Source organism: Curvibacter lanceolatus ATCC 14669, assembly GCF_000381265.1.
GTDB lineage: Bacteria > Pseudomonadota > Gammaproteobacteria > Burkholderiales > Burkholderiaceae_C > Curvibacter > Curvibacter lanceolatus.
Genome location: NZ_KB906258.1, coordinates 141,913 through 163,174, shown reverse-complemented (window position 1 = coordinate 163,174; position 21,262 = coordinate 141,913). Strand labels below are relative to the sequence as shown.

Below are 21,262 nucleotides of genomic sequence, written 5' to 3'. Positions count from 1 at the left end.
CCGCGGCATGAACACGCACGCTTCACCCCCGCCCAGCGCCCGCCTGGTGCTGCAGGGCATCACCAAGCGCTACCCCTCGGTGGTGGCCAACAGCGGGGTCTCACTGACCGTGCAGCCCGGCGAAACCCATGCCGTGCTGGGCGAGAACGGCGCCGGCAAGTCCACCCTGATGAAGATCATCTACGGCTCGGTCAAGCCCGACGAGGGCACGGTGCTGTTCAATGGGCAGCCCGTGAACGTGCGCAACCCGCAGGAGGCGCGGGCCCTGGGCATCAGCATGGTGTTCCAGCATTTCAGCCTGTTCGACACCCTGACCGTGGCCGAAAACGTGTGGCTGGGCCTGGACAAGCACTTCAAGCTGGCCGAGGTGACGCGCCGCATCACCCAGAAGGCCTCTGAATATGGGCTGGACATCGACCCCAGCCGCCCGGTGCACACCCTGTCGGTGGGCGAGATGCAGCGGGTGGAGATCATCCGCGCCCTGCTGACCGACCCGAAGCTGCTGATCCTGGACGAGCCCACCTCGGTGCTGACCCCGCAGGCGGTCGAAAAGCTGTTCGTGGTGCTGAAGAAGTTGGCGGCCGAGGGCTGCAGCATCCTCTACATCAGCCACAAGCTGCACGAGATCCGTGAACTCTGCACCGCCTGCACCGTGCTGCGGGGCGGCAAGGTGACCGGCGTCTGCAACCCGGCCGAAGAATCGAATGCCTCGCTGTCGCGCCTGATGATCGGTGCCGAGCCGCCGGCCCTCGAACACCGGCCGGCCAAGCTGGGCGCCACGGTGCTGGGCGTGTCCAGCCTGTCGCTGCCGCGCCTGGACCAGTTCGGTGTCGACCTGATCGACGTGAACCTGGAGGTGCGCGCCGGCGAGGTGGTCGGCATTGCCGGCGTCTCGGGCAACGGCCAGCAGGAGCTGCTGTACGCCCTGTCGGGCGAAGACACGCGCGCCGCGCCGGCGGCCATCAGCGTGGCCGGCCAGGCGGCCGGTCAGTTGCCGCCGCAGCGGCGCCGTGCCCTGGGCCTGCATTTCGTGCCCGAAGAGCGCCTGGGCCGCGGGGCGGTGCCCACCATGGGCCTGGCGCACAACCTGCTGCTGACCCGTGACGAGGCGGTGGGCGGGGGCGGCTGGCTCAAGCTGGGCGCGCTGGAGGTGCAGGCGGCCGACATCATCCGCCGCTTCAACGTGAAGGCCGGTGGGCCCCAGGCGGCGGCCAAGTCGCTGTCGGGTGGCAATCTGCAGAAGTTCATCGTGGGCCGCGAGATCGACGCCAAGCCCCGGCTGCTGATCGTCTCGCAACCCACCTGGGGGGTGGACGTGGGCGCGGCGGCCCAGATCCGCGGCGAGATCCTGGCCCTGCGCGATGCGGGCTGCGCGGTGCTGGTGGTGAGCGAAGAGCTCGATGAATTGTTCGAGATCAGTGACCGGCTGCATGTGATCGCCAAGGGCCGTCTGTCGCCCTCGGTGGCGCGCACCCAGGCCACGGTGGAAAAGATAGGCGAATGGATGAGTGGACTCTGGAATGAAGACGTGCAGGCCCACCTGGCCGAACTGGACCAGGCCCAGGGTGCCGCAGCGGAGGTGAGCCATGTTCAAGCTTGAACCCCGGCCACAGGCCTCGCGCTGGTGGGGCCTGGGCTCGCCGCTGCTGGCGCTGGCCATCACGGTGCTGATCGGTGTGGCCTTGTTCATGCTGCTGGGCAAAGACCCGCTGCGCGGGCTGCAGGTGTTCTTCTGGGAGCCCCTGAAAAGCGCCTATGCCATCGGCGAATTGATGGTCAAGGCCACGCCGCTCTTGCTGATTGCACTTGGCCTGGCCGTGTGCTACCGCTCCAATGTCTGGAACATCGGCGCCGAAGGCCAGTTCGTGATCGGCGCGCTGGCCGCGGGCGGCGTGGCCCTGCTGGCCGACAAGGGCACGGGCAGCTGGATCATCGTGCCCATCCTGCTGGCTGGCGTGCTGGGCGGCATGGTGTGGGCCGGCATCACGGCGCTGCTGCGCGACCGCTTCAATGCCAGCGAGATCCTGGTCAGCCTGATGTTGGTGTATGTGGCCGTGCAACTGCTGAGCTACCTGGTGTTCGGCCCCTGGAAAGACCCGGCGGGCTACAACTTTCCGCAGACCCGCATGTTCGATGCGGCCACCCAGATCCCGCGCCTCATGAAAGGCTCGCGCGTCAGCGTGGGCCTGCTGATCGCGCTGGCCGGCTCGGCCGCGCTGTGGGTGTTTTTGTTCCGCACCAAGGCGGGCTTTGCCCAGCAGGTGGGCGGGCTGGCCCCGGCCGCGGCGCGCTACGCAGGCTTTTCGTCGCGCAAGGCCCTGTGGCTGGCGCTGCTGGTGTCGGGCGGCGCGGCCGGCCTGGCTGGTGCGCTGGAGGTGGCCGGCCCGATCGGCCAGCTGACGCCCTATGTGCCGGCGGGCTACGGTTTTGCCGCCATCATCGTGGCCTACGTGGGGCGTTTGCACCCGGTGGGCATGGTGTTTTCGGCCATCCTGATGAGCATGTTCTACATCGGTGGCGAACTGGCGCAGTCGCGCCTGGGCCTGCCCAAGTCGCTGACCGGGGTGTTCCAGGGCCTGCTGCTGTTCTCTTTGCTGGCTTGTGACACGCTGATTGCGTACCGGGTCCGTTTTGTCACCACGCGTTCCACGGGAGGGGCCCGCTGATGGAGTCCTATGCACTGCTTCTGGGGGCCACGCTGAATGCGGGCACCGTGCTGGCCATTGCGGCCCTGGGCCTGCTGATCAACGAAAAGGCCGGCATCGTCAACCTGGGCGCCGAGGGCCTGATGCTGTGCGCGGCCATCGCCGGCTTTGCCACCGTGTCGCACACGGGCAGCGACTGGCTGGGCTTTGCCGCCGGCATGGGCGCTGGCGCCTTGCTGGCCGGGCTGTTCGGTGTGCTGGTGATCTGGCTCAACACCAACCAGTACGCCACCGGGCTGGCGCTGAGCCTGTTCGGGGTGGGCTTCTCGGCCTTTGCCGGCATCAACTACGTGCAGGCCAAGCTGCCTGAGCGGCCGCAGTTTTCCATCCCGCTGCTGGGCGACATCCCGCTGCTGGGCCAGGCCTTGTTCCGCCAGCACCCGCTGGTGTATGGGGCCATCGCGCTGATGCTGGCCCTGAGCTGGTTCCTGTACCGCTCGCGCGCCGGTCTGGTGCTGCGCTCGGTGGGCGAGTCGCCCGAGTCGGCCCATGCGCTGGGCTACCCGGTGCGGCGGATCCGACTGGGGGCCGTGATGGTGGGCGGCGCGCTGTGCGGCCTGGCCGGCGCCTTCATCTCGATCTCCTACACCCCGCTGTGGGTGGAGGGCATGGTGGCCGGGCGCGGCTGGATCGCCCTGGCCCTGACCACCTTCGCCACCTGGCGCCCGGCACGGGTGTTGCTTGGGGCTTATCTGTTCGGTGGCGTCACCATGCTGCAGTTCCATTTGCAGGGGGTGGGGGTCAACGTGCCCAGCCAGATCCTGAGCATGCTGCCCTACCTCGCCACCGTGGTGGTGCTGGCCCTGATCTCGCGCAACCCGGTCTGGATCCGCGTGAACATGCCGGCATCGCTGGGCAAGCCTTTCTATCCCGGCGCCTGAAGCGGGGCAAAGGCCTTGCTGTTTTGTTTTTCCTGACTGGATAATCAATTTTTCAACCCTCGTCACCGACCTCAACAAGGATTTGACATGACTGACCTGAACAAACGCTCCCTGCTCAAGGTAGCCGCCCTGTCTGCGGTTGCCGCAGCGGCCCTGGTGGGTTGCGGCAAGAAGGAAGAGCCGGCACCGGCGCCTGCACCGGCCCCGGCCGCTGCCCCGGCGCCCAAGCCCGAGCCGCTGAAGATCGCTTTCGCCTACGTCGGCCCGGTGGGTGATGGCGGCTGGTCCTTCGCCCATGACAACGGCCGCAAGGCGCTCGAAAAAGAGTTCGGTGACAAGGTCCAGACCTCGTTCGTGGAAAGCGTGCCTGAATCGGCCGACGCCGAGCGCGTGCTGCGCGACATGGCCGGCCAGGGCAACAAGCTGATCTTCGGCACCACCTTTGGCTACATGGAGACCATGCTCAAGGTCGCCGCCGACACCCCGGACGTGAAGTTCGAACACGCCACCGGCTACAAGACGGCGCCCAACATGCGCACCTACGACAGCCGCACCTACGAAGGCGCCTACATGGCCGGCGTGATCGCTGGCGCCATGACCAAGACCAACACGCTGGGCGTGGTGGGCTCGGTGCCGATCCCTGAAGTGATCCGCAACATCAACAGCTTCACCCTGGGTGCCCAGAGCGTGAACCCGAAGATCAAGACCAAGGTGGTGTGGGTGAACGAATGGTTCAGCCCGCCCAAGGAAACCGAAGCCGCCACCGCCCTGATCAACGGCGGCGCCGACATCCTGTTCCAGAACACCGACTCGCCGGCCGTGCTGAAGACCGCCGAAGAAAAAGGCAAGCGTGCCTTCGGCTGGGATTCCGACATGACCGCCTACGGTCCCAAGGCCCACCTGGCCTCCTCGATCATCAACTGGGGCCCGTACTACATCAAGGCCACCAAGGACGTGCTCGAAGGCAAGTGGGAAACCGGCCAAAGCTGGTGGGGTGTGAAGGAAGGCGCGATCGACCTGGTGTCGATCGCCGAAGACGTGCCGGCTGAAACCAAGGCCAAGGTCGAAGAGATCAAGAAGGGCCTGACCGACGGCAGCTTCGCGATCTGGAAGGGCCCGATCAAGGACCAGGCCGGCAAGGAACTGCTGAAGAAGGACGAAGTGGCCGACGACAAGTTCCTCGGCGGCATCAACTTCTACGTCAAGGGCGTGGAAGGCAAGGTCCCCGGCGGCGACAAGAAGTAAGACCTCGCGCCTTGGGGCCTCGGCCCCGAGCGTTGCAAGAGCTGCCCCTGGGCAGCTCTTTTCAATTGGGACGCCGACACGTTCAGGACATTCAGGAATCACCATGGAAAAAAACCTTTGGCACCCGGTGGCGCTGGCCAGCGCGGTGCAGACCGGCCCGGTGGCCGTGACCCTGCTGGAGCAGCCTCTGGTGCTGTGGCGTGACGCCGATGGCCGGGTGCAGGCCTGGGCCGACCGTTGCCCCCACCGGGGTGCGCGCCTGTCGCTCGGGCAGGTGCAGGCGGGTCGGCTGGAATGCCCCTACCACGGCTGGCAGTTCGAGTCGGGCGGGCGCTGCGTGCAGGTGCCGGCCCTGCCGGATTTCACGCCCCCGGCCTCGCACTGCGCCACCGCCCACGCCTGCCGCGAAGCCCATGGCCTGGTCTGGGTGCGGCTGGAGGCCTCCGGCGAAGACCCGGGACTGCCTCCGTTCGAGGCCGAGGCCGATGCCGGCCTGCGCAAGATGAACTGCGGGCCCTACGACGTGGCGGCCAGCGCCCCGCGCATCGTCGAGAACTTTCTGGACATGGCGCATTTCTCGTTCGTGCACGAGGGCTGGTTGGGCCTGCGCGCGCGACCCGAGATCGATGCCTACGAGGTGCACGACACGCCGCGCGGCCTGATCGCCACCGGCTGCAAGGCCTGGCAGCCCCAGTCCAACCTGCATTCCACCGCGCCGGCCCAGGTGGAATACGGCTACGAGGTGACCGACCCCTATTGCGCCTTGCTGACCAAGGTGCCCGAGGCTGGCACCACGGCGGTGGCCGATGCGGTGGTCGATTGGCGCGAGTCGATCGCGCTCTACATCTGCCCCGTCACGCCCGAGACCAGCCGGGTCTGGTTCCGCCTGGCGGTGGCCGATTTCGAATCACCCGACGAGAAGCTGGCCGCGTTCCAGCACACCATCTTCACCCAGGACCAGCCGGTGCTCGAGTCGCAGACCCCCAAGCGCCTGCCGCTGGACCTGCAGGCCGAGCGCCATGCCGCCACCGACCGGGTGTCGGTGGCCTATCGCCGCATGCTGGCGCGCCGCGGTGTGCGCTTCGGCGTGATCTGATCAGCGCGACCTGATGCAGCGCAAGCCCCAGGCCGGCAGGGCGGGAAAACGCTCTGTCGCGCCCTGGGCGCTGTGGTAAAAAACTTCAAACTCTCCGGAAGGCCCCCATGTTCAAGATTCCCCACATCGCACCGGCACGCCTGCCCGAGCTGCTGCGCCGCATGCCCAAGGCCGAGCTGCACATCCACATCGAGGGCTCGCTCGAGCCCGAGCTGATCTTTGCCCTGGCCCAGCGCAATGGGGTGAGCCTGCCCTACGCCGATGTGGAGAGCCTGCGCCGGGCCTATGCCTTCACCAACCTGCAGAGCTTTCTCGACATCTACTACGCCGGCGCCAGCGTGCTGCTGCACGAGCAGGATTTCTACGACATGGCCTGGGCCTACCTGCAGCGGGCCGCGGCCGACCACGTGGTGCATGCCGAGCTGTTCTTCGACCCGCAGACCCACACCGCCCGCGGCGTGCCCATGGCCACCGTGATCCAGGGTCTGCACCGGGCCTGCACCGACGCGGCCACCCAGCTGGGGGTGGATGCCTCGCTGATCCTGTGCTTTCTACGCCACCTCAGCGAGGAAGACGCCCTGGCCACGCTGGAGCAGGCCTTGCCCTGGCGTGAGCACTTCATCGGCGTGGGCCTGGACTCGAGCGAGCTGGGCCACCCGCCCGAAAAGTTTGCCCGCGTGTTTGCGCGCTGCCGCGAGTTGGGCCTGCGCCTGGTGGCCCACGCCGGCGAAGAAGGCCCGCCGGCCTACATCTGGAGCGCCCTCGACGTGCTGAAGGTCGAGCGCATCGACCACGGCGTGCAGGCCCTGAAAGACCCGGCCCTGATGCAGCGCCTGGCCCAGGACCGCATCCCGCTGACCGTGTGCCCCTTCTCCAACGTCAAGCTGTGCGTGTTCCCCGACCTGGCCAGCTCGAACCTGCGCCAGCTGCTCGATGCGGGCCTGGTGGCCACCGTCAATTCGGACGACCCGGCCTACTTTGGCGGCTACCTGAACGACAACTTCGTGCAGACCTTTGCCGCCACCGGGCTGGACGCCTACCACGCCTACACGCTGGCGCGCAACAGCTTCGAGGCCAGCTTTGTCACCGAGGCCCAGCGCCACCAGTGGGAGCACGAGCTCAAAGAGGTGTTCCTGAGCTTTTCCGAGAACGATTACTGACACTGGCCCCAGGCCCCAGCAACAAGGGGCCGGCCAAGGCCGCACAGGCACTGGCCGCCAGCCACACCGCGGGCCAGCCCTGCCACTGCAGCAAGCCGGGCAGCACGCTGGGGGTCACGAAGCACACCACAAACACCCAGGTGTTGGCCAGGCCCAGGGCGGTGCCGGATTGCCGGGCCCCGGCCAGGGTGGCCAGCTCGGCGTAGGCCACGCCGTGCCAGGCCGACACCACGAGGCCGGCCAGCACCAGCCAGGCGGCCAGCAGCGCTTGGAGTGAGTGGGGCGACAGCCCCCAGCCCGCGGCCGGCGATGCCGGTTGAAGGGCACTCAGCGCTGCCAGGCCCAGGAACACCGCGATCACCGCAGCGACGCAGGCACGCAGGTAGGCTGGGCGGTTGCCGTGGCGATCGGTCCAGCGGCCGCTCCACACCCGCAAGCCCATGGCGCCCACCTGCACCAGCGCCATGGCCCCGGTGCAGGCTGGCAGGCTGAGACCGCCGAAGTCGTGCAAAAAGACGGTACCGAACGAGATTACGGCGAATTGCGGCGCGCACAGCAGGCCGATGCCGCTGGCCAGGCGCCACACCCGGCGGTCGCGCAGGGCGCGTGGGGCCGGGGCCAGCGGGCCGGCACCCGGGGCGGGGGCGTCATGGGCGGGCTCGTGCACCCAGGCCGCACACAGCAGGGCCGCTGCGCCACACAGGCTGGCCAGCACCCCGAACAGGCAGGCAAAGCCCCCCTGCCAGGCCAGCCAGGGCAGCAGCAAGGCCCCCACGCCGCCGCCCAGGGGCACGGCGGTCTGGCGGATGCTCATGGCCAGGCCGCGCTCGGAGGCCGGAAACCAGCCCATCACGGCCCGGCCGCTGGCGCCATTGACGCTGCCCCCCAACAGGCCCACCCCCAGCAAGCCGGCGCCCAGCACCCACAAAGGGGCGCCCGGCGCGGCCCACCCGGCCAGGGCGAGCAGGGCCAGTGCGGTGCCGCCCAGGCCCGCCAGCAGCACGGGGCGGTCGCCCAATCGGTCGGTCAGCAGGCCCCAGGGCAGTTCGCTCAGTGCGATGCCCAGGCCCATCAGGCCCAGCATCAGCCCCAGCTGGGCGTTGTCGAGCTGGTAGGCCTGGCGCAGCAGCACGGCCGTCATGGGCAGGCCACTGAAGGCCACAGAAAAAGCCGCATTGGCCGCCACCCCGGCGGCAAGCACTTTCCATCGGTGAATGGGCGGGTGGGAGACCTGGGGCAAGGGAAGGGGATATGACATGGCCCGCAGTGTGGGCTGGCACAATGATTTTGAAAATCAGAAAATTCAGCATCAATTGTTTTGAAAAATGGGACGATTCAATGCCGCAAGCCTTGTTTGACCTGGACGTTCTGCGCACTTTCGTGACCGGTGTGCGCCTGGGCAGCTATGCCAAGGCCGCCGACCGGCTCGGCCGCTCCACCTCCGCCGTGAGCGCGCAGCTCAAGAAGCTGGAAGCCCAGGCCGAGGCGGTGCTGTTCCGCAAGGCCGGCCGGGGCCTGGCCCTGACCGAGGCCGGCGAGACCCTGCTGGCCTATGCCCAGCGCCTGATCGACCTGAATGACGAGGCCAGTGCGGCCTTGCGGGGACTGCACCTGCAGGGCCGGGTGCGCCTGGGCTTGCAAGAGGAGTTCGGTGAGGTGCTGCTGCCCCAGGTGTTGGGGCGCTTTGCCCGGGCCCACCCGCAGGTGCGCATTGAGGCCAGCATGATGCGGTGCGCCGGCTTGCGCGAGCGGCTGAGCCAGGGCCAACTGGACCTGGCCTTGGTGTGGGAGACGGGCGATCAGCCCCTGTTGCCGGGCGCCGAGCGCTGGCTGGAGACGCCGCTGCATTGGATCGGGCCGGCCGTGGCCCATGGCAGCGACCGGCCCGCCTGGTGGGGCGCCGATGCGGTCGGCTGGCGCAGCGATGAACCCCTGCCCCTGGTGCTGCTGGACGAGCCCTGCCCGGTGCGGCGCATGGCCATGGCGGCCCTGGACGCCCAGGGCACCGCCTGGCGCCATGCCTTCACCAGTGCCAGCCTGGCGGCCCTGTGGGCGGCCAGCTCGGCGGGCCTGGGGCTGACGGTGCGCACGGCGCTGGGTTGCCCGCCCGGGGTGCAAAGGCTGGAGGCCGCGGCCTGCGGCCTGCCGGCCCTGCCCACCATCAGCCTGGTGCTTTACCGGGGCGAGACCCAGGTTCCGCCGGTGGTGGAGCAGCTGGCGCGGCTGCTGCGAGAGGCCCTGCCGCTGGTCTAGCGGATGCGGCGCTGGGTGCGCCAGTTCCAGGCCGCCCCCAAGGCCAGCAGCACGCTGGTGCCCAGGAACACCCAGCGCATGCCCAGGTGGCCGCCGATCAGCCCGCCCAGCATGGGGCCGGTGACCTGCCCTGTGTACTGGGCCGAGGTGGAGTAGCCCAGCATCTGGCCGGCCGTGCCTTCGGGCACGTTGTGCCGGATCACCGCCGCAATGCAGGGCAGCAGGCCGCCCAGCGACAGGCCCATGAGAAAGCGCAGGCCCACCAGTTGCCAGGTGGCCGTGACGAAGGCCTGGGGCAGCAGCAGCAGGGCCGCCACCACCAGGCAGGCGATGATCACGTTCCAGTGGCCCACCCGGTCGGCCAGGCGCCCCAGGCGCGAGGCCGACACGATGCTGCCCAGCGCGGCGGCTGACATCACCAGGCCCGCGTGCAGGGTGACCTGGGCCGGGTCGGGCACCAGGGTGGCCACGTAGACGGTGATGATGGGCTCGATCGACATGTTGGCCAGCATCAGCAGCATGCCGGTGAACAGCATGGCCAGCAGCGGGCGCCGGTCGGGAATGGCCTGCCAGCGGCTGGGGGCCCCGGCGGCGGGGCGGGGCGCGGGGCGCACGTCTTCACGGATCAGGGTGCAGGTGGCGATGAAGGCCACAAAGATCACGGCGCCGGCGGCAAAGAAGGTCCAGCGGATGCCGATCCACTGGGGCAGCACGCCGCCCACCAGCGGGCCGACCAGGCTGCCCGCCATCACGGCGGACGACAGCGTGCCCAGCGCCCAGCCCGACTGGGCCTTGGGCGTCTGGGTGGCCACCATCACGGTCGAGCCCGAGGCATAACCGCCCAGAAAGCCCGCCAGCAGGCGCAGCAGCACCAGTTGCCAGACATTGCTGGCCAGGCCGATCAGGGCCATGGCCACGGCCATGCCCAGGCTGGCGCGGATCAGCATCAGCTTGCGGCCATAGCGGTCGGCCAGCCGGCCCCACAGCGGTGCCACCAGGGCGGCCGACAGAAAGGAGGCGGCATACGCCGCCCCCGACCATTGCACGATGGCGGCCGGGTCGTGCACGCCCAGTTGCTCCACGTACAGCGGCAAAAAGGGCAGCAACAGGGTCATGGCCACGATGGTGGTGAAGGAGCCGAACATGCAGACCCAGAGGTTGCGTTTCCAATGGGCTGAACCGGTGGGTGCCGGTGAGGGTGGGGTGTTCATGCAGGCATTGTTCATGGCGCTGCCGGCCCTGTCTCTTGCCGCTTTGCGGGCCCTGCCATCGCGATCGGGGCGGGGCTTAAAATCACGACCCCCAGCGGGTGCCCCGGCCGCTGGGGCTTTTGCATTCCGGGGCCATGTCGAGGAACACCATGTACAAAAACCTCGCCGCCAGGGGCCGCAGCGCCCTCATGGCCGCCTGTTTTTTCACCCCCCTGGTCACTCACCAAGCCGCTCTTGCGGCCCCCGCCACGCCCCCCGTCAAGGCGGCCTTTGTCTATGTGGCCCCCATCACCGAGGCCGGCTGGGTGCGCCAGCACGAGCAGGGGCGCCTGGCGGTCGAGGCCGCGCTGGGCGACCGGGTGAAGACCACCTATGTGCAGGACGTGCCCGAGGGGGCCGACGCCGAGCGCGTGATCCGCGACCTGGCCCAGCAGGGCCACCAGATCATCTTCACCCCCAGCTTCGGCTACACGGAGCCCACGCTCAAGGTGGCGCGGGAGTTTCCGCAGGTGAAGTTCGAGTCCATCACCGGCTACAAGACGGCGGCCAATGTGGCGGTGGCCAATGCCCGCTACTACGAGGGGCGCTACCTGGCGGGCATCGCGGCCGGCCGCATGAGCAAAAGCCATGTGGCGGGCTATGTGGCGGGCTTTCCCATCCCCGAGGTGCTGCAAGGGCTGAATGCCTTCATGCTGGGCATGCGCTCGGTCGATCCGCAGGCCAGCGTGAAGGTGGTGTGGCTCAACGCCTGGTTCGACCCACCGCGCGAGCGCGATGCCGCCATGACGCTGATGAACCAGGGCGCCGACGTGCTGGCCTTCCACACCGGCTCGTCGGCCGTGATGGCGGCGGCGCAGGAGCGTGGCAAGCTGGCCGTGGCCTACCACTCGGACATGCGCAAGGTGGCGCCACAGGCGCAGATCCTGGCCGTGACCCACGAGTGGGGCGCTTACTACACGGCCCGCGTGAAGGCGGTGGCTGAGGGCAACTGGAAGCCCACGGCCCTGTGGGGCGGCGTGCGCGAGGGCATGATCCGGGTCGGCGACTTCGGGCCCCAGGTGCCCCAAGCGGTGCAAAACGAGGTGCTGGCGCGGCAGAAGGACATGGCGGCCGGCCGCCTGCAGCCCTTCAAGGCCGGCGCCCAGCCGGTGCGCGACAACCAGGGCCACACCGTGATCGAGCCCGGCCAGGCCCTGAGCGACGAGCAGATCCTGAACCTGAACTGGCTGGTCGAGGGTGTGCAGGGCAGCCTGCGCTGAGCGTCACGCCACGATTCAGAGTTCAGAGTTCGCCCAGGGGCACCAGCGGCCCCAGCAGCCACAGTTTGAAGCGCAGCCAGGGGCTGGTCTCGGGCTCTTCGGAGTGCACCGTCTCCTGGCCCTCGCCATTGCGTTCTATCCATTCGATGCCCTGGCCATCGGCGGCCAGCCGCAGCTGGTAGACGCTGGCCAGGTCGCCCATGGCCTCCAACTGGGCGGCCATCTCGGGGCTGTCGATGATCAGGCCCAGTTCGGTGTTCAGCCGCACCGAGCGCGGGTCGAGGTTCATCGAGCCGAGGAACACCTGGCGGTGGTCGAGGATGGCGCTCTTCATGTGCAGGGCGCTCAGGCTCTTGCCGATCACGCCCAGGCGTCGGCGCTTGGCGCTCAGGCTGGGGCTGATCTCGAAGATCTCGACCCCCATCTTGAGCAGCGCCCGGCGTTGGCGCGAGTAGCCCACATGCACCCAGGGCTCATCGGTGGCGGCCAGCGCGTTGGTCACCAATTGCAGGCGCACCCCGTGCTGGCGTGCTTCGGCCAGCGATTGCAGGGCCTTGTCGTCCGGCACGAAGTAGGGCGAGGTCATCCTGAGCAGCTCCCGGCTGGTGGTGAACCACTGGTAGGTGCCCTCAAACACCGTGCCGGTGATGGAGTGCTCGTGTTCGTTCACGCCTTCGGTCTTGCTCAGCGGGTCGACCAGCACGCGGGCCTGGGCCGGCAGCAGTGGCCCCAGCCGGCCCTCGGCCAACTCGTAGGGCAGGTTGAGCATGCGCACCAGGGCGGGCGACAGGCGATCAAAAGGCAGGTCCAGCCCCGAGCCCTGGACCTGCCCATCGTCCGGTATCCGCCCGGTGTCGGTGGGCGGGTGGGTGCTGGCGCTCAGGCGCTCGAACTGGCCGCGGCGCTGTTCAGGGCTCAGCGGGCTGAAGGCGATCTGGCCCACCGGGTAGACGTGTTCGCTGTTCCAGTACAGGTCGAAGGCGCGCGAGAGTTCACGCACCGCCGGGCCGGCCACAAAGGTGTCCATGTCGATGAAGTTGCTGCCCTCGGCATTGACCATGTACTCGTCGGCGATGTTGCGCCCGCCCGCCACCGCCGCCACGTTGTCGGCCACGAACAGCTTGTTGTGCATGCGCCGGTCCACCCGGCCGATGTCCAGCCCCGAGCTGATGAAGCGCGTCAGCAGGTGCCCGCGTCCGCCGGGGAAGGGGTTGAACAGCCTCAGCTCCACGTTGGGGTGGGCCGCCAGGCCCAACAGCAAGTCATCCGAGCCGGCCGTGTGCAGGTCGTCCACCAGCACGCGCACGCGCACCCCGCGGGCCGCCGCGTCACGCAGCGCGCGCATCAGGGTGCGGCCCGTGTGGTCGGACTGCAGCAGGTAGTACTGCACATCGAGGCTGCGTGTGGCCAGCCGGCACAGGGCCAGCCGGGTGGCGAAGGAGTTCGGCCCGTAGGGCTGCAGCAGAAAGCCCGAGCGGCCGTCGGCAGGCAGCTGTGGCTGGGTGATGCGAGCCAGCGGCGTGTCCTCGAACCCGGCGATGGCGTGGGTCGGGGCCACCGGCGGCGGCTTGGGCAGGCTGGAGCAGGCGGACAGCGCTGCCAGCATCAGCAGCAGGCTCAGGGCCCGCAGCATGCGCGGCAACCCGTGGGTGCAAGGTCGGATGGGCATGGTGAACGCGATTGTGGGCCCTGAGTCGGGCCGCCTCAAGCGCCGTCCTGGCGACCCGGCAGGGCCAGCGGCAAGGCTGTGCTGCTCTTGATCTGCTCCATCGAAAACGCCGAGGAGACCCCGCTGAGCTCTCCCACCCGGATCAGCTTTTTGTAGAAGGCGTCATAGCCCTCGATGCTGGTGGTGACCACCTTCAGCAGGTAGTCGACATCGCCACTCATGCGGTGGAACTCCTGCACCTCGGGCAGGGCGGTCACGGCGGCAGCAAACTGCGCCAGCCAGCGTTCGTCGTGTCGGGCGATGCGCAGGCTGACGAAGACCGTGATCGGCAGGCCCACCTTCTTGCGGTTGACGATGGCCACGCGCCGCTCCAGGTAGCCCTCGTCCTCCAGCCGTTTGACGCGCTTCCAGCACGGCGTGGACGACAGACCCACCCGCTCCCCGAGCTGGGCGATGGACAGGCTGCCATCGTGTTGCAGGGCGTCCAGCAGTTGCAGATCGATGCGGTCCAGTGGGTTCATGTTTTGATTAGGCTTGAAATTGGGAAAATTTTCTCTCAACAAGCGCTGAATGGGGGATTTTTGGAATGTTTTTCAAGTCCTGGCTCCCTAGACTTTGGGGCTTGCCTGGCCGCCGGCCAGTGCTTGAACACCCTGACGAACCGCCATGAACCTGGACCTGCCCGCCGAGCTCTACCTCGATTTCAACGCCACCAGTGCCGTGCTGCCCGAGGCCGCGGCCGCGGCCCAGGCCGCCATGCTCAGCGCCTATGGCAACCCCAGCAGCACCCACGCGCTGGGCTTGAGGGCGCAGGCCCTGCTCAGCCAGACCCGGCAACGGGCGCGCGAGGTGCTGGGGGCGAGCACGGGCCAGTTGCTGTTCACCAGCGGCGCCACCGAGGGCATCCAGACCGCGGTGCTGTCGGCCCTGTGCGGTCTGCGTGAACGCCGCCGTCAGGGCCTGCCGGCGGGGCGGGTGCTGCTGTACGGCGCCACCGAACACAAGGCCGTGCCCGAGGCCCTGGCGCACTGGAACCAGGTGCTGGGCCTGGGCTATGAAGTGCGCGCCCTGCCCGTGGATGCGCGGGGCCGGCACGATCTGGCCGCCTTGCGCGCCGCCTTGCCCCAGGTGGGGCTGCTGTGCACCATGGCGGCCAACAACGAGACGGGCGTGGTGAGCGATCTGGCCGGCATCGAGGCCCTGTTGCGCGAACTCGACAGCCCTGTGCTCTGGCTGGTGGACGGGGTGCAGGCCCTGGGCAAGCTCAGCCTGACCCTGAGTGCCAGCCGCATCGACTACGCCCCGTTTTCCGGCCACAAGCTGCATGCCCCCAAGGGCGTGGGTCTGCTGTACGTGCGTGAAGGCAGCCCCTTCACCCCCCTGATCGCCGGGGGCGGCCAGGAGGGTGGCGCCCGGTCGGGCACCGAGAACATGCCCGGCATCGCCGCCCTGGGTGCCGTGTTGGCGGCCTTGCAGCGCGGCGACACCTTCTGCCCGCCGGCGCGGCTGCAGGCCTTTCGCCAGCGCCTGTGCGAGGCCCTGGAGGCGGCCTTCCCCGGGGTGGTGTTCAACGCCGCGCTGGAAGACAGCCTGCCCACCACGCTCAATTTCTCCTGGCCCGGCGTGCCTGCGCAGCGCCTGATGAGCGCCCTGGAGGCAGCCGGCCTGATGGTGAGTGCCGGCAGTGCCTGCTCGGCGGCCCAGGCCAAGCCCAGCGCCGTGCTGGCGGCGATGGGGTGGCCCGAGTCGCGCAGCACGGCCTCGGTGCGTCTGTCGCTGGGCCTGCTGGTGGACGAGGCCTTTGTGGATCAGGTTTGTGAGCGCCTGCTCGCCTGTGGGGCTGCTCTGAGAACGGCTCACGGGGAGGTGTCTGCGGCGGCGGAGCCTGCTCTGACAGACCTCACCGAGGCCCCGGGAATCACGCCCGAAGCGCTGGCAGACTGGCTGGCCCGTCACCCCCAGGCCCGCCTGGTGGACGTGCGCGAGCCCCACGAGCACCTGGCCAGTGGTCTGACGCGCCTGGTCGGCCGCCCGGTGCAATCGGTGCCCCTGGCCGAGCTGGCACAGGCGCTGCCGGCTTGGCTGGGTGAGCCGCAACCCTTGCTCTTCTTTTGCCGCAGCGGGGCGCGCAGCCAGCGCGCGGCGGCGCAGGCGCTGGCCGGCGGTCACGCCGAGGTGGGTCAACTGGTGGGCGGGCTGGTGGCTTTGGCCGGAGCCTCCGCCCTGGCGCAAGCCCGTGCAAGCGGCATGCCGTTGTCGCAATAGCGGTTATGGCGGCTGGCATATCGGGGCTGGGGTGAGGGCAGGTATGCTGCGGCCCCATGAAAGCACACCGCGCCGCCATCCTCCGATTTGCCGATGACCGTTCTGCCGTTTATGAAGAAGATGGCCTGCTGGTGATCGGACCCGACGCCCAGGGCCAGCCGGTGGTGCGGGCCGTGGGCCCGTACCGCGAGCTGATCGACCGCTACCCGGGCGTGGTGGTGACGCACCACCCGGGCCGCATCCTGGCGCCGGGTTTTGTCGATCTGCACATCCACTGCCCGCAGACCGATGTGATCGGCTCGCCCGCCGAAGGCCTGCTGCCCTGGCTGGAGAACTACACCTTTCCCCACGAATCACGCTTTCACGATGGCGACTACGCCACCGAGGTGGCGGGTTTCTTCCTGGACGAGCTGCTGCGCCATGGCGTGACCACGGCGCTGGCCTTCGCCACCTCGCACCCGGCGTCGGTCGATGCCTTGTTCGAGCAGGCACGCCAGCGGCAGATGCGCTTCATCACCGGCAAGGTGCTGCAAGACCGTTTCTCGCCGGATGGGGTGCGCGATCAGACCGAGCAAAGCCTGATCGACACCGAAGACCTGATCCGCCGCTGGCATGGGGTGGACCGGCTGGGCTACGCCATCACGCCGCGCTTTGCCCCGACCAGCACCCCCGCCCAGCTGCGCGGCGCCGGCGAGCTGGCGGCCCGCTACCCGGAGGTGTGGGTGCAGTCGCACGTGGCCGAGAACAAGGCCGAGATCGCCTGGGCGCGTGAGCTGTTCCCCGAGTCGCGCAGCTACCTGGGCACCTACGCCGACTTCGGGCTGATGCGCGAGCGCGCCATCTACGCCCATTGCATCCACTTCGATGACGACGACCGGGCCCTGATGCGTGAAACCGGGGCCGCCGCCGCCGTCAGCCCCACCAGCAACCTGTTTCTGGGCAGTGGTTTCTTCGACTACGAAGGCGCCGACCGGGTGGGCTACCGCTACGGCCTGGCCAGCGATGTGGGCGGCGGGACCTCGTTCAGCCCCTTCCACACCATGCTGGCCGCCTATTACGTGGGCCGCGAGGGGCAGACCAAGCCCGGGCTGTCGCTGAGCCCGCAGCAGCTGTGGTGGCAGCACACGGCCGGTGCGGCCCAGGCGCTGGGCTTGGGCGGCGTGGCGGGTGCTCCCGGTGCGCCCAGCATCGGCAATCTGCAGCCCGGCAGCGAAGCCGACTTCGTGTTGTTGAACCCCCAGGCCACGCCCCTGCTGGCGCGCAAGACGGCCCAGGCGCGCAACCTGGACGAGCTGTTGTTCGCCTTGATCGTGCTGGGTGACGACCGCCTCATCGAGCAGACCTTTGTGGCCGGCCAGGCCGCTGTCATCCCCACTTGAGCACTGGCGGGCTGCCCTACAATGGGCCGCCCAACGCCCGGCCTGCGCCAGGGCGGGCAACGGAGCATTCCCATGAGCATCAAGAGCGATAAATGGATTCGGCGCATGGCCGAGCAGCACGGCATGATCGACCCCTTCGAGCCGGGGCAGATCCGTGAGCAGGAGGGTCGCAAGATCATCAGCTACGGCACCAGCAGCTACGGCTACGACATCCGCTGCGCACCTGAATTCAAGGTGTTCACCAACATCCACAGCACCGTGGTCGATCCGAAGAATTTCGATGAAAAGAGCTTTGTCGATTTCGAGGGCGACTCCTGCATCATCCCGCCCAACAGCTTCGCCCTGGCCCGCACGGTCGAGTACTTCCGCATCCCGCGCAATGTGCTGACCATCTGCCTGGGCAAGAGCACCTATGCCCGCTGCGGCATCATCGTCAACGTGACGCCGTTCGAGCCCGAATGGGAGGGCTATGTGACGCTGGAGTTCTCCAACACCACCCCGCTGCCGGCCCGCATCTACGCCGGCGAAGGTTGCGCCCAGGTGCTGTTCTTCGAGAGCGACGAGGTCTGCGAGGTCAGCTACAAGGACCGCGGCGGCAAGTACCAGGGTCAGCATGGCGTGACCCTGCCGCGCGCTTGAGCACCCCCGCTCCGTCGCCGGTGCAGACCACCGGCTACACGCTGGAGTCCGCAGGCGCGCCCGAACTCTCCCGGCCTCGGCCCGAGCGCCTGGAGGTGGGCAACCCTTTGCGCGAAACCTGGACGGCCGTGACCGCCCCGGTGGGCCAGGCCACTGCCTTGAGCAGCGGGCTCTGGCGTTGTGAGCCGGGCCGCTGGCGCATCGAGTTCGGTCCCGCCCAGCAAGAGGTCTTCACCGTGCTGTCGGGCCGCTGCCGCGTGCATGACCAGAACGGCGCTTGGCGCGAAGCCGGCCCTGGCGACAGCCTGCACATCCCCGCGGGTTTCAGGGGCGCTTTCGAGGTGTTGGAAACCGTCATCAAGGCCTGGGTGATCCTCGACTGATTTTGGAGCCGGACTCTGGACCGGTGCGGCTGGTTTTTGAACGGTACTTGTGCTGGTGTCAGCGGCGTTTGTGTCATCTGCTGGACATTTCGCACGGGGGGATGGGCTTCCGTCCTACAGCCCTGAAATATCTGCTTACCTACGATTTCCTGTCACCCAACAGGAGCTCTGTGTCATGAAAATCTCTTCCAGTCGAACGATCCGCTGGACGCAATGGCTGGACTTTCCCATGCTGATTGCCTTGGGCGGCGTGCTGGCCGTCCTGGTCATGATCGAAGTCCTGAGCCGCGGCGGTTTGCTCTACAGCGCCAGCCCCCAAGAAGACGATGCCTTTGCCCCTGCGCCTGCCGCCTGGGTGCAGCAGCGCGAACTGTCGGCCATGTGTGGCACCGTACCAGGGCGACCCCTGCATCCGGCCTGCGACATCCCAAGCACCCAGCGTCGCAATCCCTGAGCCCGGTTCCTCACCCCAGCCTGCGACAGCGCGACGCGCGTCCCTCTGGCAGGCTCAAGCCGTGCCATTTTTCACGCTGCCCGGTCCCTTTTGTGCGCAGCTCCCAGGTAGCATCCGCGCTGACCGCCGTTGATCGGCTTGGGAGCGCCACATGAAATGGGAAGACCAGAGAAGTTCCAGCAACGTTGAAGACCGCCGAGACCAGCCCGCTGCAGGCGGCGGTGGTTTTTCGTTGGGAGGAGGGCGCCTGGGCCTGGGCACCGTGCTGGTGGTGCTGGCCGTGGGCTGGTTCATGGGTATCAACCCGCTCACCTTGCTGGGGCTGCTCGAAGGCGGTGGTGGCCCTGCACCGGCCGCGCCGGTGAGCAGCCACGCTCCCCCCGCAGAAGATCGCCTGGCCCGTTTCGTCTCGGTGGTGCTGGCCGATACCGAGGATGTCTGGAAAGACATCTTCCAGCGCTCCGGTGGCCAGTACCGCGAGCCTCGTCTGGTGCTGTTTCGGGGCAGTACCCCCACCTCCTGTGGCCAAGGGCAGTCGGCCATGGGCCCGTTTTATTGTGCGGCGGATCAGAAGGTCTATATCGACCTTGATTTCTATGAAGTGTTGCGCACCCGCCTTGGCTCGCCGGGTGATTTTGCCCAGGCCTATGTGATCGCCCACGAGGTGGGGCACCATGTGCAGCATTTGCTGGGCATCAGCCAAAAGCTGGACGAGGCGCGCGGCCGGGTCAGCCAAGAGCGCTACAACGCGCTGAGTGTGCGGCTGGAACTTCAGGCCGATTGTCTGGCCGGTGTCTGGGCCCAGCATGCCGATCAGAGCCGACACATCCTGGAGAGCGGCGACATCGAGTCGGCGATGAATGCGGCGGCTCACATCGGGGACGATGCCTTGCAAAAAGCGGCAGGGCGTGCGGTGGTGCCAGAGAGCTTCACGCACGGCAGCAGCGCTCAGCGCCAGCGCTGGTTTGCCACCGGGTTGCGTGAGGGCACGGTTCGCGCTTGCGACACTTTCAACACCCGAAATCTCTGAGTCATCGGCCTGCAGGCCTTGCCATGCTTGAACACGCAGCTATCAATTTCGTGGCGTTCAAGGTGGTGAATCCGCTTTTTGTGGCCGCCAAAATACGCCGCATTACCGGGTTTTCCCCGCCGGTGCGACAATACAAGGCTTCATGACGACATCATTCTCACATTTATCGCTCGCTGAGCCCCTGGCTCGCGCCGTGGCCGAGATGGGCTACGAGTCCATGACCCCCATCCAGGCCCAGGCCATTCCGGTGGTGCTCACGGGCAAAGACGTGATGGGGGCCGCACAGACCGGCACCGGCAAGACGGCTGCGTTTTCGCTGCCCTTGCTGCAGCGACTGCTCAAGCACGAAAACAGCTCGACGTCGCCAGCCCGCCACCCCGTGCGAGCCCTGGTGCTGCTGCCCACACGCGAACTCGCGGACCAGGTGGCGCAACAGGTCAAGCTCTATGCCAAGTACACCCAGTTGCGCAGCGCCGTGGTGTTTGGTGGCATGGACATGAAGCCCCAGACGGCAGAACTCAAGCGCGGCGTCGAGGTGCTGGTGGCCACGCCGGGGCGTCTGCTCGATCACATCGAGGCCAAGAATGCGGTGCTGAACCAGGTTGAGTACGTGGTGCTCGACGAGGCAGACCGCATGCTCGACATCGGCTTCCTGCCCGATCTGCAGCGCATTCTGAGCTACCTGCCCAAGCAGCGCACCACCTTGCTGTTCTCGGCCACGTTCTCGCCTGAGATCAAGCGTCTGGCCGGCAGCTACCTGCAAGACCCGATCACCATCGAAGTGGCCCGCTCGAACGCCACGGCGTCCACCGTGGAGCAGCACTTCTACGGTGTGAACGATGACGACAAGCGCCGTGCCCTGCACCAGGTGCTGCGTCGGCAAGGCATCAAGCAGGCCTTTGTGTTTGTGAACAGCAAGCTGGGCTGTGCCCGGCTGGCGCGCTCGCTGGACCGCGATGGCCTCAAGACGGCCGCATTGCACGGCGACAAGAGCCAGGACGAGCGCCTGAAGGCGCTTGACGCCTTCAAGAAGGGCGAAGTCGACCTGCTGGTGTGCACCGACGTGGCGGCCCGCGGGCTGGACATCAAGGATGTGCCGGCGGTGTTCAACATGGACATCCCTTTCAACGCCGAAGACTATGTGCACCGCATCGGCCGGACGGGCCGCGCGGGCGCATCGGGCCTGGCAGTGAGCTTTGTGGGTGGCAACAACGATGCCCGCCTGGTGGCCGACATCGAGAAGCTGATCAAGAAGAAGATCGAAGTCGAAGCCCTGGAATACGACGAAGACCGTCCTCGCGAGCGCATCAACGAAGGCCGCCGCATGTACCAGCAGGGCGAAGGCCGTCCGGCACCGCGCGAACGTGAACGCGAGCGCACCGAGGCGACGGCGGAGGGCTATGGCCGTGAGCGCCGCTCCTACCGCACCCATTCGGCGCCCCGGGATCCCTTCTTTGATCAGCCCTACCAGGCCCCGGCCGTGGATGCCGCCCCCGCTTGGGAGGCTGCGGCCAAGGCGCCGGCCCGTGCGATTTCCTCGAACATCAAGCCCAAGCGCAAGGTCGCTGCGCTGTTCAAGGCAGCGGATCCGGTCGTTTCCTGACCGTCCTCCCCGGGTGACCTGCCTTTGGCA

Annotated in this window: 20 protein-coding genes; 16 read left to right on the top strand and 4 right to left on the bottom strand. The window is 67.9% G+C overall.

Annotated features, from left to right (window positions below):
* Positions 1–7: 7 nt before the first annotated feature.
* The 6 genes from F624_RS0113005 (at position 8) to F624_RS0112980 (ending at position 7,087) form a co-directional block, all read left to right on the top strand.
* Positions 8–1,600 (top strand): ABC transporter ATP-binding protein, encoded by a 1,593-nt coding sequence (locus F624_RS0113005; RefSeq protein ID WP_019574747.1) that lies wholly within the window; start codon positions 8–10, stop codon positions 1,598–1,600.
* The gene (locus F624_RS0113000) at positions 1,587–2,666 is read left to right on the top strand and encodes an ABC transporter permease (protein WP_019574746.1); all 1,080 of its coding nucleotides are present in this window, start codon (positions 1,587–1,589) and stop codon (positions 2,664–2,666) included. Before F624_RS0113005 ends, F624_RS0113000 begins: the two co-directional genes overlap by 14 nt.
* Complete coding sequence (locus F624_RS0112995) at positions 2,666–3,586, top strand: ABC transporter permease (protein ID WP_019574745.1); 921 nt, start codon at positions 2,666–2,668, stop codon at positions 3,584–3,586. Before F624_RS0113000 ends, F624_RS0112995 begins: the two co-directional genes overlap by 1 nt.
* Positions 3,587–3,673: 87 nt before the next feature.
* A complete protein-coding gene (locus tag F624_RS0112990; RefSeq protein ID WP_019574744.1) occupies positions 3,674–4,831 on the top strand; it encodes a BMP family ABC transporter substrate-binding protein in 1,158 nt (385 codons plus the stop codon).
* A gap of 103 nt (positions 4,832–4,934) precedes the next feature.
* Positions 4,935–5,927, top strand: a complete 993-nt coding sequence (locus F624_RS0112985; RefSeq protein ID WP_019574743.1) for an aromatic ring-hydroxylating dioxygenase subunit alpha — start codon at positions 4,935–4,937, stop codon at positions 5,925–5,927.
* 107 nt (positions 5,928–6,034) lie between these two features.
* Positions 6,035–7,087 (top strand): adenosine deaminase, encoded by a 1,053-nt coding sequence (locus tag F624_RS0112980; protein ID WP_019574742.1) that lies wholly within the window; start codon positions 6,035–6,037, stop codon positions 7,085–7,087.
* Here F624_RS0112980 and F624_RS0112975 read toward each other — a convergent pair.
* Positions 7,047–8,345 carry an MFS transporter gene (locus F624_RS0112975; RefSeq protein WP_031254917.1) on the bottom strand — a complete coding sequence of 433 codons (1,299 nt, stop codon included), beginning with the start codon at positions 8,343–8,345 and terminating at the stop codon, positions 7,047–7,049. The genes F624_RS0112980 and F624_RS0112975 overlap by 41 nt on opposite strands.
* Before the next feature lie 80 nt (positions 8,346–8,425).
* Between F624_RS0112975 and F624_RS0112970 the strand changes: the two genes are divergently transcribed.
* Complete coding sequence (locus F624_RS0112970) at positions 8,426–9,340, top strand: LysR substrate-binding domain-containing protein (protein ID WP_019574740.1); 915 nt, start codon at positions 8,426–8,428, stop codon at positions 9,338–9,340.
* Here F624_RS0112970 and F624_RS0112965 read toward each other — a convergent pair.
* The gene (locus tag F624_RS0112965; protein WP_084679510.1) at positions 9,337–10,551 is read right to left on the bottom strand and encodes an MFS transporter; all 1,215 of its coding nucleotides are present in this window, start codon (positions 10,549–10,551) and stop codon (positions 9,337–9,339) included. The genes F624_RS0112970 and F624_RS0112965 overlap by 4 nt on opposite strands.
* A 149-nt stretch (positions 10,552–10,700) precedes the next feature.
* Here F624_RS0112965 and F624_RS0112960 point away from each other — a divergent pair, with 149 nt between their 5' ends.
* On the top strand, positions 10,701–11,810 hold the full coding sequence (locus tag F624_RS0112960; RefSeq protein WP_019574738.1) for a BMP family ABC transporter substrate-binding protein: 1,110 nt from the start codon (positions 10,701–10,703) through the stop codon (positions 11,808–11,810).
* 22 nt (positions 11,811–11,832) lie between these two features.
* On the opposite strand, the gene F624_RS0112955 is transcribed toward F624_RS0112960, so the two are convergent.
* Both F624_RS0112955 and F624_RS0112950 read right to left on the bottom strand, forming a co-directional pair.
* Positions 11,833–13,479 (bottom strand): phospholipase D family protein, encoded by a 1,647-nt coding sequence (locus tag F624_RS0112955; RefSeq protein ID WP_245573631.1) that lies wholly within the window; start codon positions 13,477–13,479, stop codon positions 11,833–11,835.
* A 35-nt stretch (positions 13,480–13,514) separates the two neighbouring features.
* Positions 13,515–14,000 carry an Lrp/AsnC family transcriptional regulator gene (locus tag F624_RS0112950; RefSeq protein WP_019574736.1) on the bottom strand — a complete coding sequence of 162 codons (486 nt, stop codon included), beginning with the start codon at positions 13,998–14,000 and terminating at the stop codon, positions 13,515–13,517.
* Positions 14,001–14,145: 145 nt separating this feature from the next.
* On the opposite strand from F624_RS0112950, the gene F624_RS0112945 reads away from it, so the two are divergent.
* The 8 genes from F624_RS0112945 (at position 14,146) to F624_RS0112915 (ending at position 21,232) form a co-directional block, all read left to right on the top strand.
* Positions 14,146–15,744 carry an aminotransferase class V-fold PLP-dependent enzyme gene (locus F624_RS0112945; protein WP_019574735.1) on the top strand — a complete coding sequence of 533 codons (1,599 nt, stop codon included), beginning with the start codon at positions 14,146–14,148 and terminating at the stop codon, positions 15,742–15,744.
* Positions 15,745–15,800: 56 nt separating this feature from the next.
* A complete protein-coding gene (gene guaD, locus F624_RS0112940) occupies positions 15,801–17,123 on the top strand; it encodes a guanine deaminase (RefSeq protein ID WP_019574734.1) in 1,323 nt (440 codons plus the stop codon).
* 72 nt (positions 17,124–17,195) lie between these two features.
* Positions 17,196–17,762: a dCTP deaminase gene (gene dcd / locus F624_RS0112935; RefSeq protein WP_027478110.1), complete on the top strand. Its 567-nt coding sequence runs from the start codon at positions 17,196–17,198 to the stop codon at positions 17,760–17,762.
* A complete protein-coding gene (locus tag F624_RS0112930; RefSeq protein ID WP_245573630.1) occupies positions 17,759–18,145 on the top strand; it encodes a cupin domain-containing protein in 387 nt (128 codons plus the stop codon). The genes dcd and F624_RS0112930 overlap by 4 nt, the downstream gene beginning before the upstream one ends.
* Positions 18,146–18,320: 175 nt before the next feature.
* Entirely contained in the window at positions 18,321–18,599 is a 279-nt protein-coding gene (locus tag F624_RS0112925) for a hypothetical protein (RefSeq protein ID WP_157443457.1), read from the top strand.
* Between the two features lie 151 nt (positions 18,600–18,750).
* The gene (ypfJ, locus tag F624_RS0112920; protein WP_019574730.1) at positions 18,751–19,629 is read left to right on the top strand and encodes a KPN_02809 family neutral zinc metallopeptidase; all 879 of its coding nucleotides are present in this window, start codon (positions 18,751–18,753) and stop codon (positions 19,627–19,629) included.
* A gap of 23 nt (positions 19,630–19,652) precedes the next feature.
* Positions 19,653–19,775 carry a hypothetical protein gene (locus F624_RS36250; protein WP_273421952.1) on the top strand — a complete coding sequence of 41 codons (123 nt, stop codon included), beginning with the start codon at positions 19,653–19,655 and terminating at the stop codon, positions 19,773–19,775.
* The gene (locus F624_RS0112915) at positions 19,772–21,232 is read left to right on the top strand and encodes a DEAD/DEAH box helicase (RefSeq protein WP_031254910.1); all 1,461 of its coding nucleotides are present in this window, start codon (positions 19,772–19,774) and stop codon (positions 21,230–21,232) included. The genes F624_RS36250 and F624_RS0112915 overlap by 4 nt, the downstream gene beginning before the upstream one ends.
* Positions 21,233–21,262 lie beyond the last annotated feature (30 nt).

Coding starts and splice junctions, on each gene's coding strand:
- F624_RS0113005 (WP_019574747.1), top strand. CDS start 8: ATGAACACGCACGCTTCACCCCCGCCCAGCGCCCGCCTGGTGCTGCAG.
- F624_RS0113000 (WP_019574746.1), top strand. CDS start 1,587: ATGTTCAAGCTTGAACCCCGGCCACAGGCCTCGCGCTGGTGGGGCCTG.
- F624_RS0112995 (WP_019574745.1), top strand. CDS start 2,666: ATGGAGTCCTATGCACTGCTTCTGGGGGCCACGCTGAATGCGGGCACC.
- F624_RS0112990 (WP_019574744.1), top strand. CDS start 3,674: ATGACTGACCTGAACAAACGCTCCCTGCTCAAGGTAGCCGCCCTGTCT.
- F624_RS0112985 (WP_019574743.1), top strand. CDS start 4,935: ATGGAAAAAAACCTTTGGCACCCGGTGGCGCTGGCCAGCGCGGTGCAG.
- F624_RS0112980 (WP_019574742.1), top strand. CDS start 6,035: ATGTTCAAGATTCCCCACATCGCACCGGCACGCCTGCCCGAGCTGCTG.
- F624_RS0112975 (WP_031254917.1), bottom strand. CDS start 8,345: ATGTCATATCCCCTTCCCTTGCCCCAGGTCTCCCACCCGCCCATTCAC.
- F624_RS0112970 (WP_019574740.1), top strand. CDS start 8,426: ATGCCGCAAGCCTTGTTTGACCTGGACGTTCTGCGCACTTTCGTGACC.
- F624_RS0112965 (WP_084679510.1), bottom strand. CDS start 10,551: ATGAACACCCCACCCTCACCGGCACCCACCGGTTCAGCCCATTGGAAA.
- F624_RS0112960 (WP_019574738.1), top strand. CDS start 10,701: ATGTACAAAAACCTCGCCGCCAGGGGCCGCAGCGCCCTCATGGCCGCC.
- F624_RS0112955 (WP_245573631.1), bottom strand. CDS start 13,479: ATGCCCATCCGACCTTGCACCCACGGGTTGCCGCGCATGCTGCGGGCC.
- F624_RS0112950 (WP_019574736.1), bottom strand. CDS start 14,000: ATGAACCCACTGGACCGCATCGATCTGCAACTGCTGGACGCCCTGCAA.
- F624_RS0112945 (WP_019574735.1), top strand. CDS start 14,146: ATGAACCTGGACCTGCCCGCCGAGCTCTACCTCGATTTCAACGCCACC.
- guaD (WP_019574734.1), top strand. CDS start 15,801: ATGAAAGCACACCGCGCCGCCATCCTCCGATTTGCCGATGACCGTTCT.
- dcd (WP_027478110.1), top strand. CDS start 17,196: ATGAGCATCAAGAGCGATAAATGGATTCGGCGCATGGCCGAGCAGCAC.
- F624_RS0112925 (WP_157443457.1), top strand. CDS start 18,321: ATGAAAATCTCTTCCAGTCGAACGATCCGCTGGACGCAATGGCTGGAC.
- ypfJ (WP_019574730.1), top strand. CDS start 18,751: ATGAAATGGGAAGACCAGAGAAGTTCCAGCAACGTTGAAGACCGCCGA.
- F624_RS36250 (WP_273421952.1), top strand. CDS start 19,653: ATGCTTGAACACGCAGCTATCAATTTCGTGGCGTTCAAGGTGGTGAAT.
- F624_RS0112915 (WP_031254910.1), top strand. CDS start 19,772: ATGACGACATCATTCTCACATTTATCGCTCGCTGAGCCCCTGGCTCGC.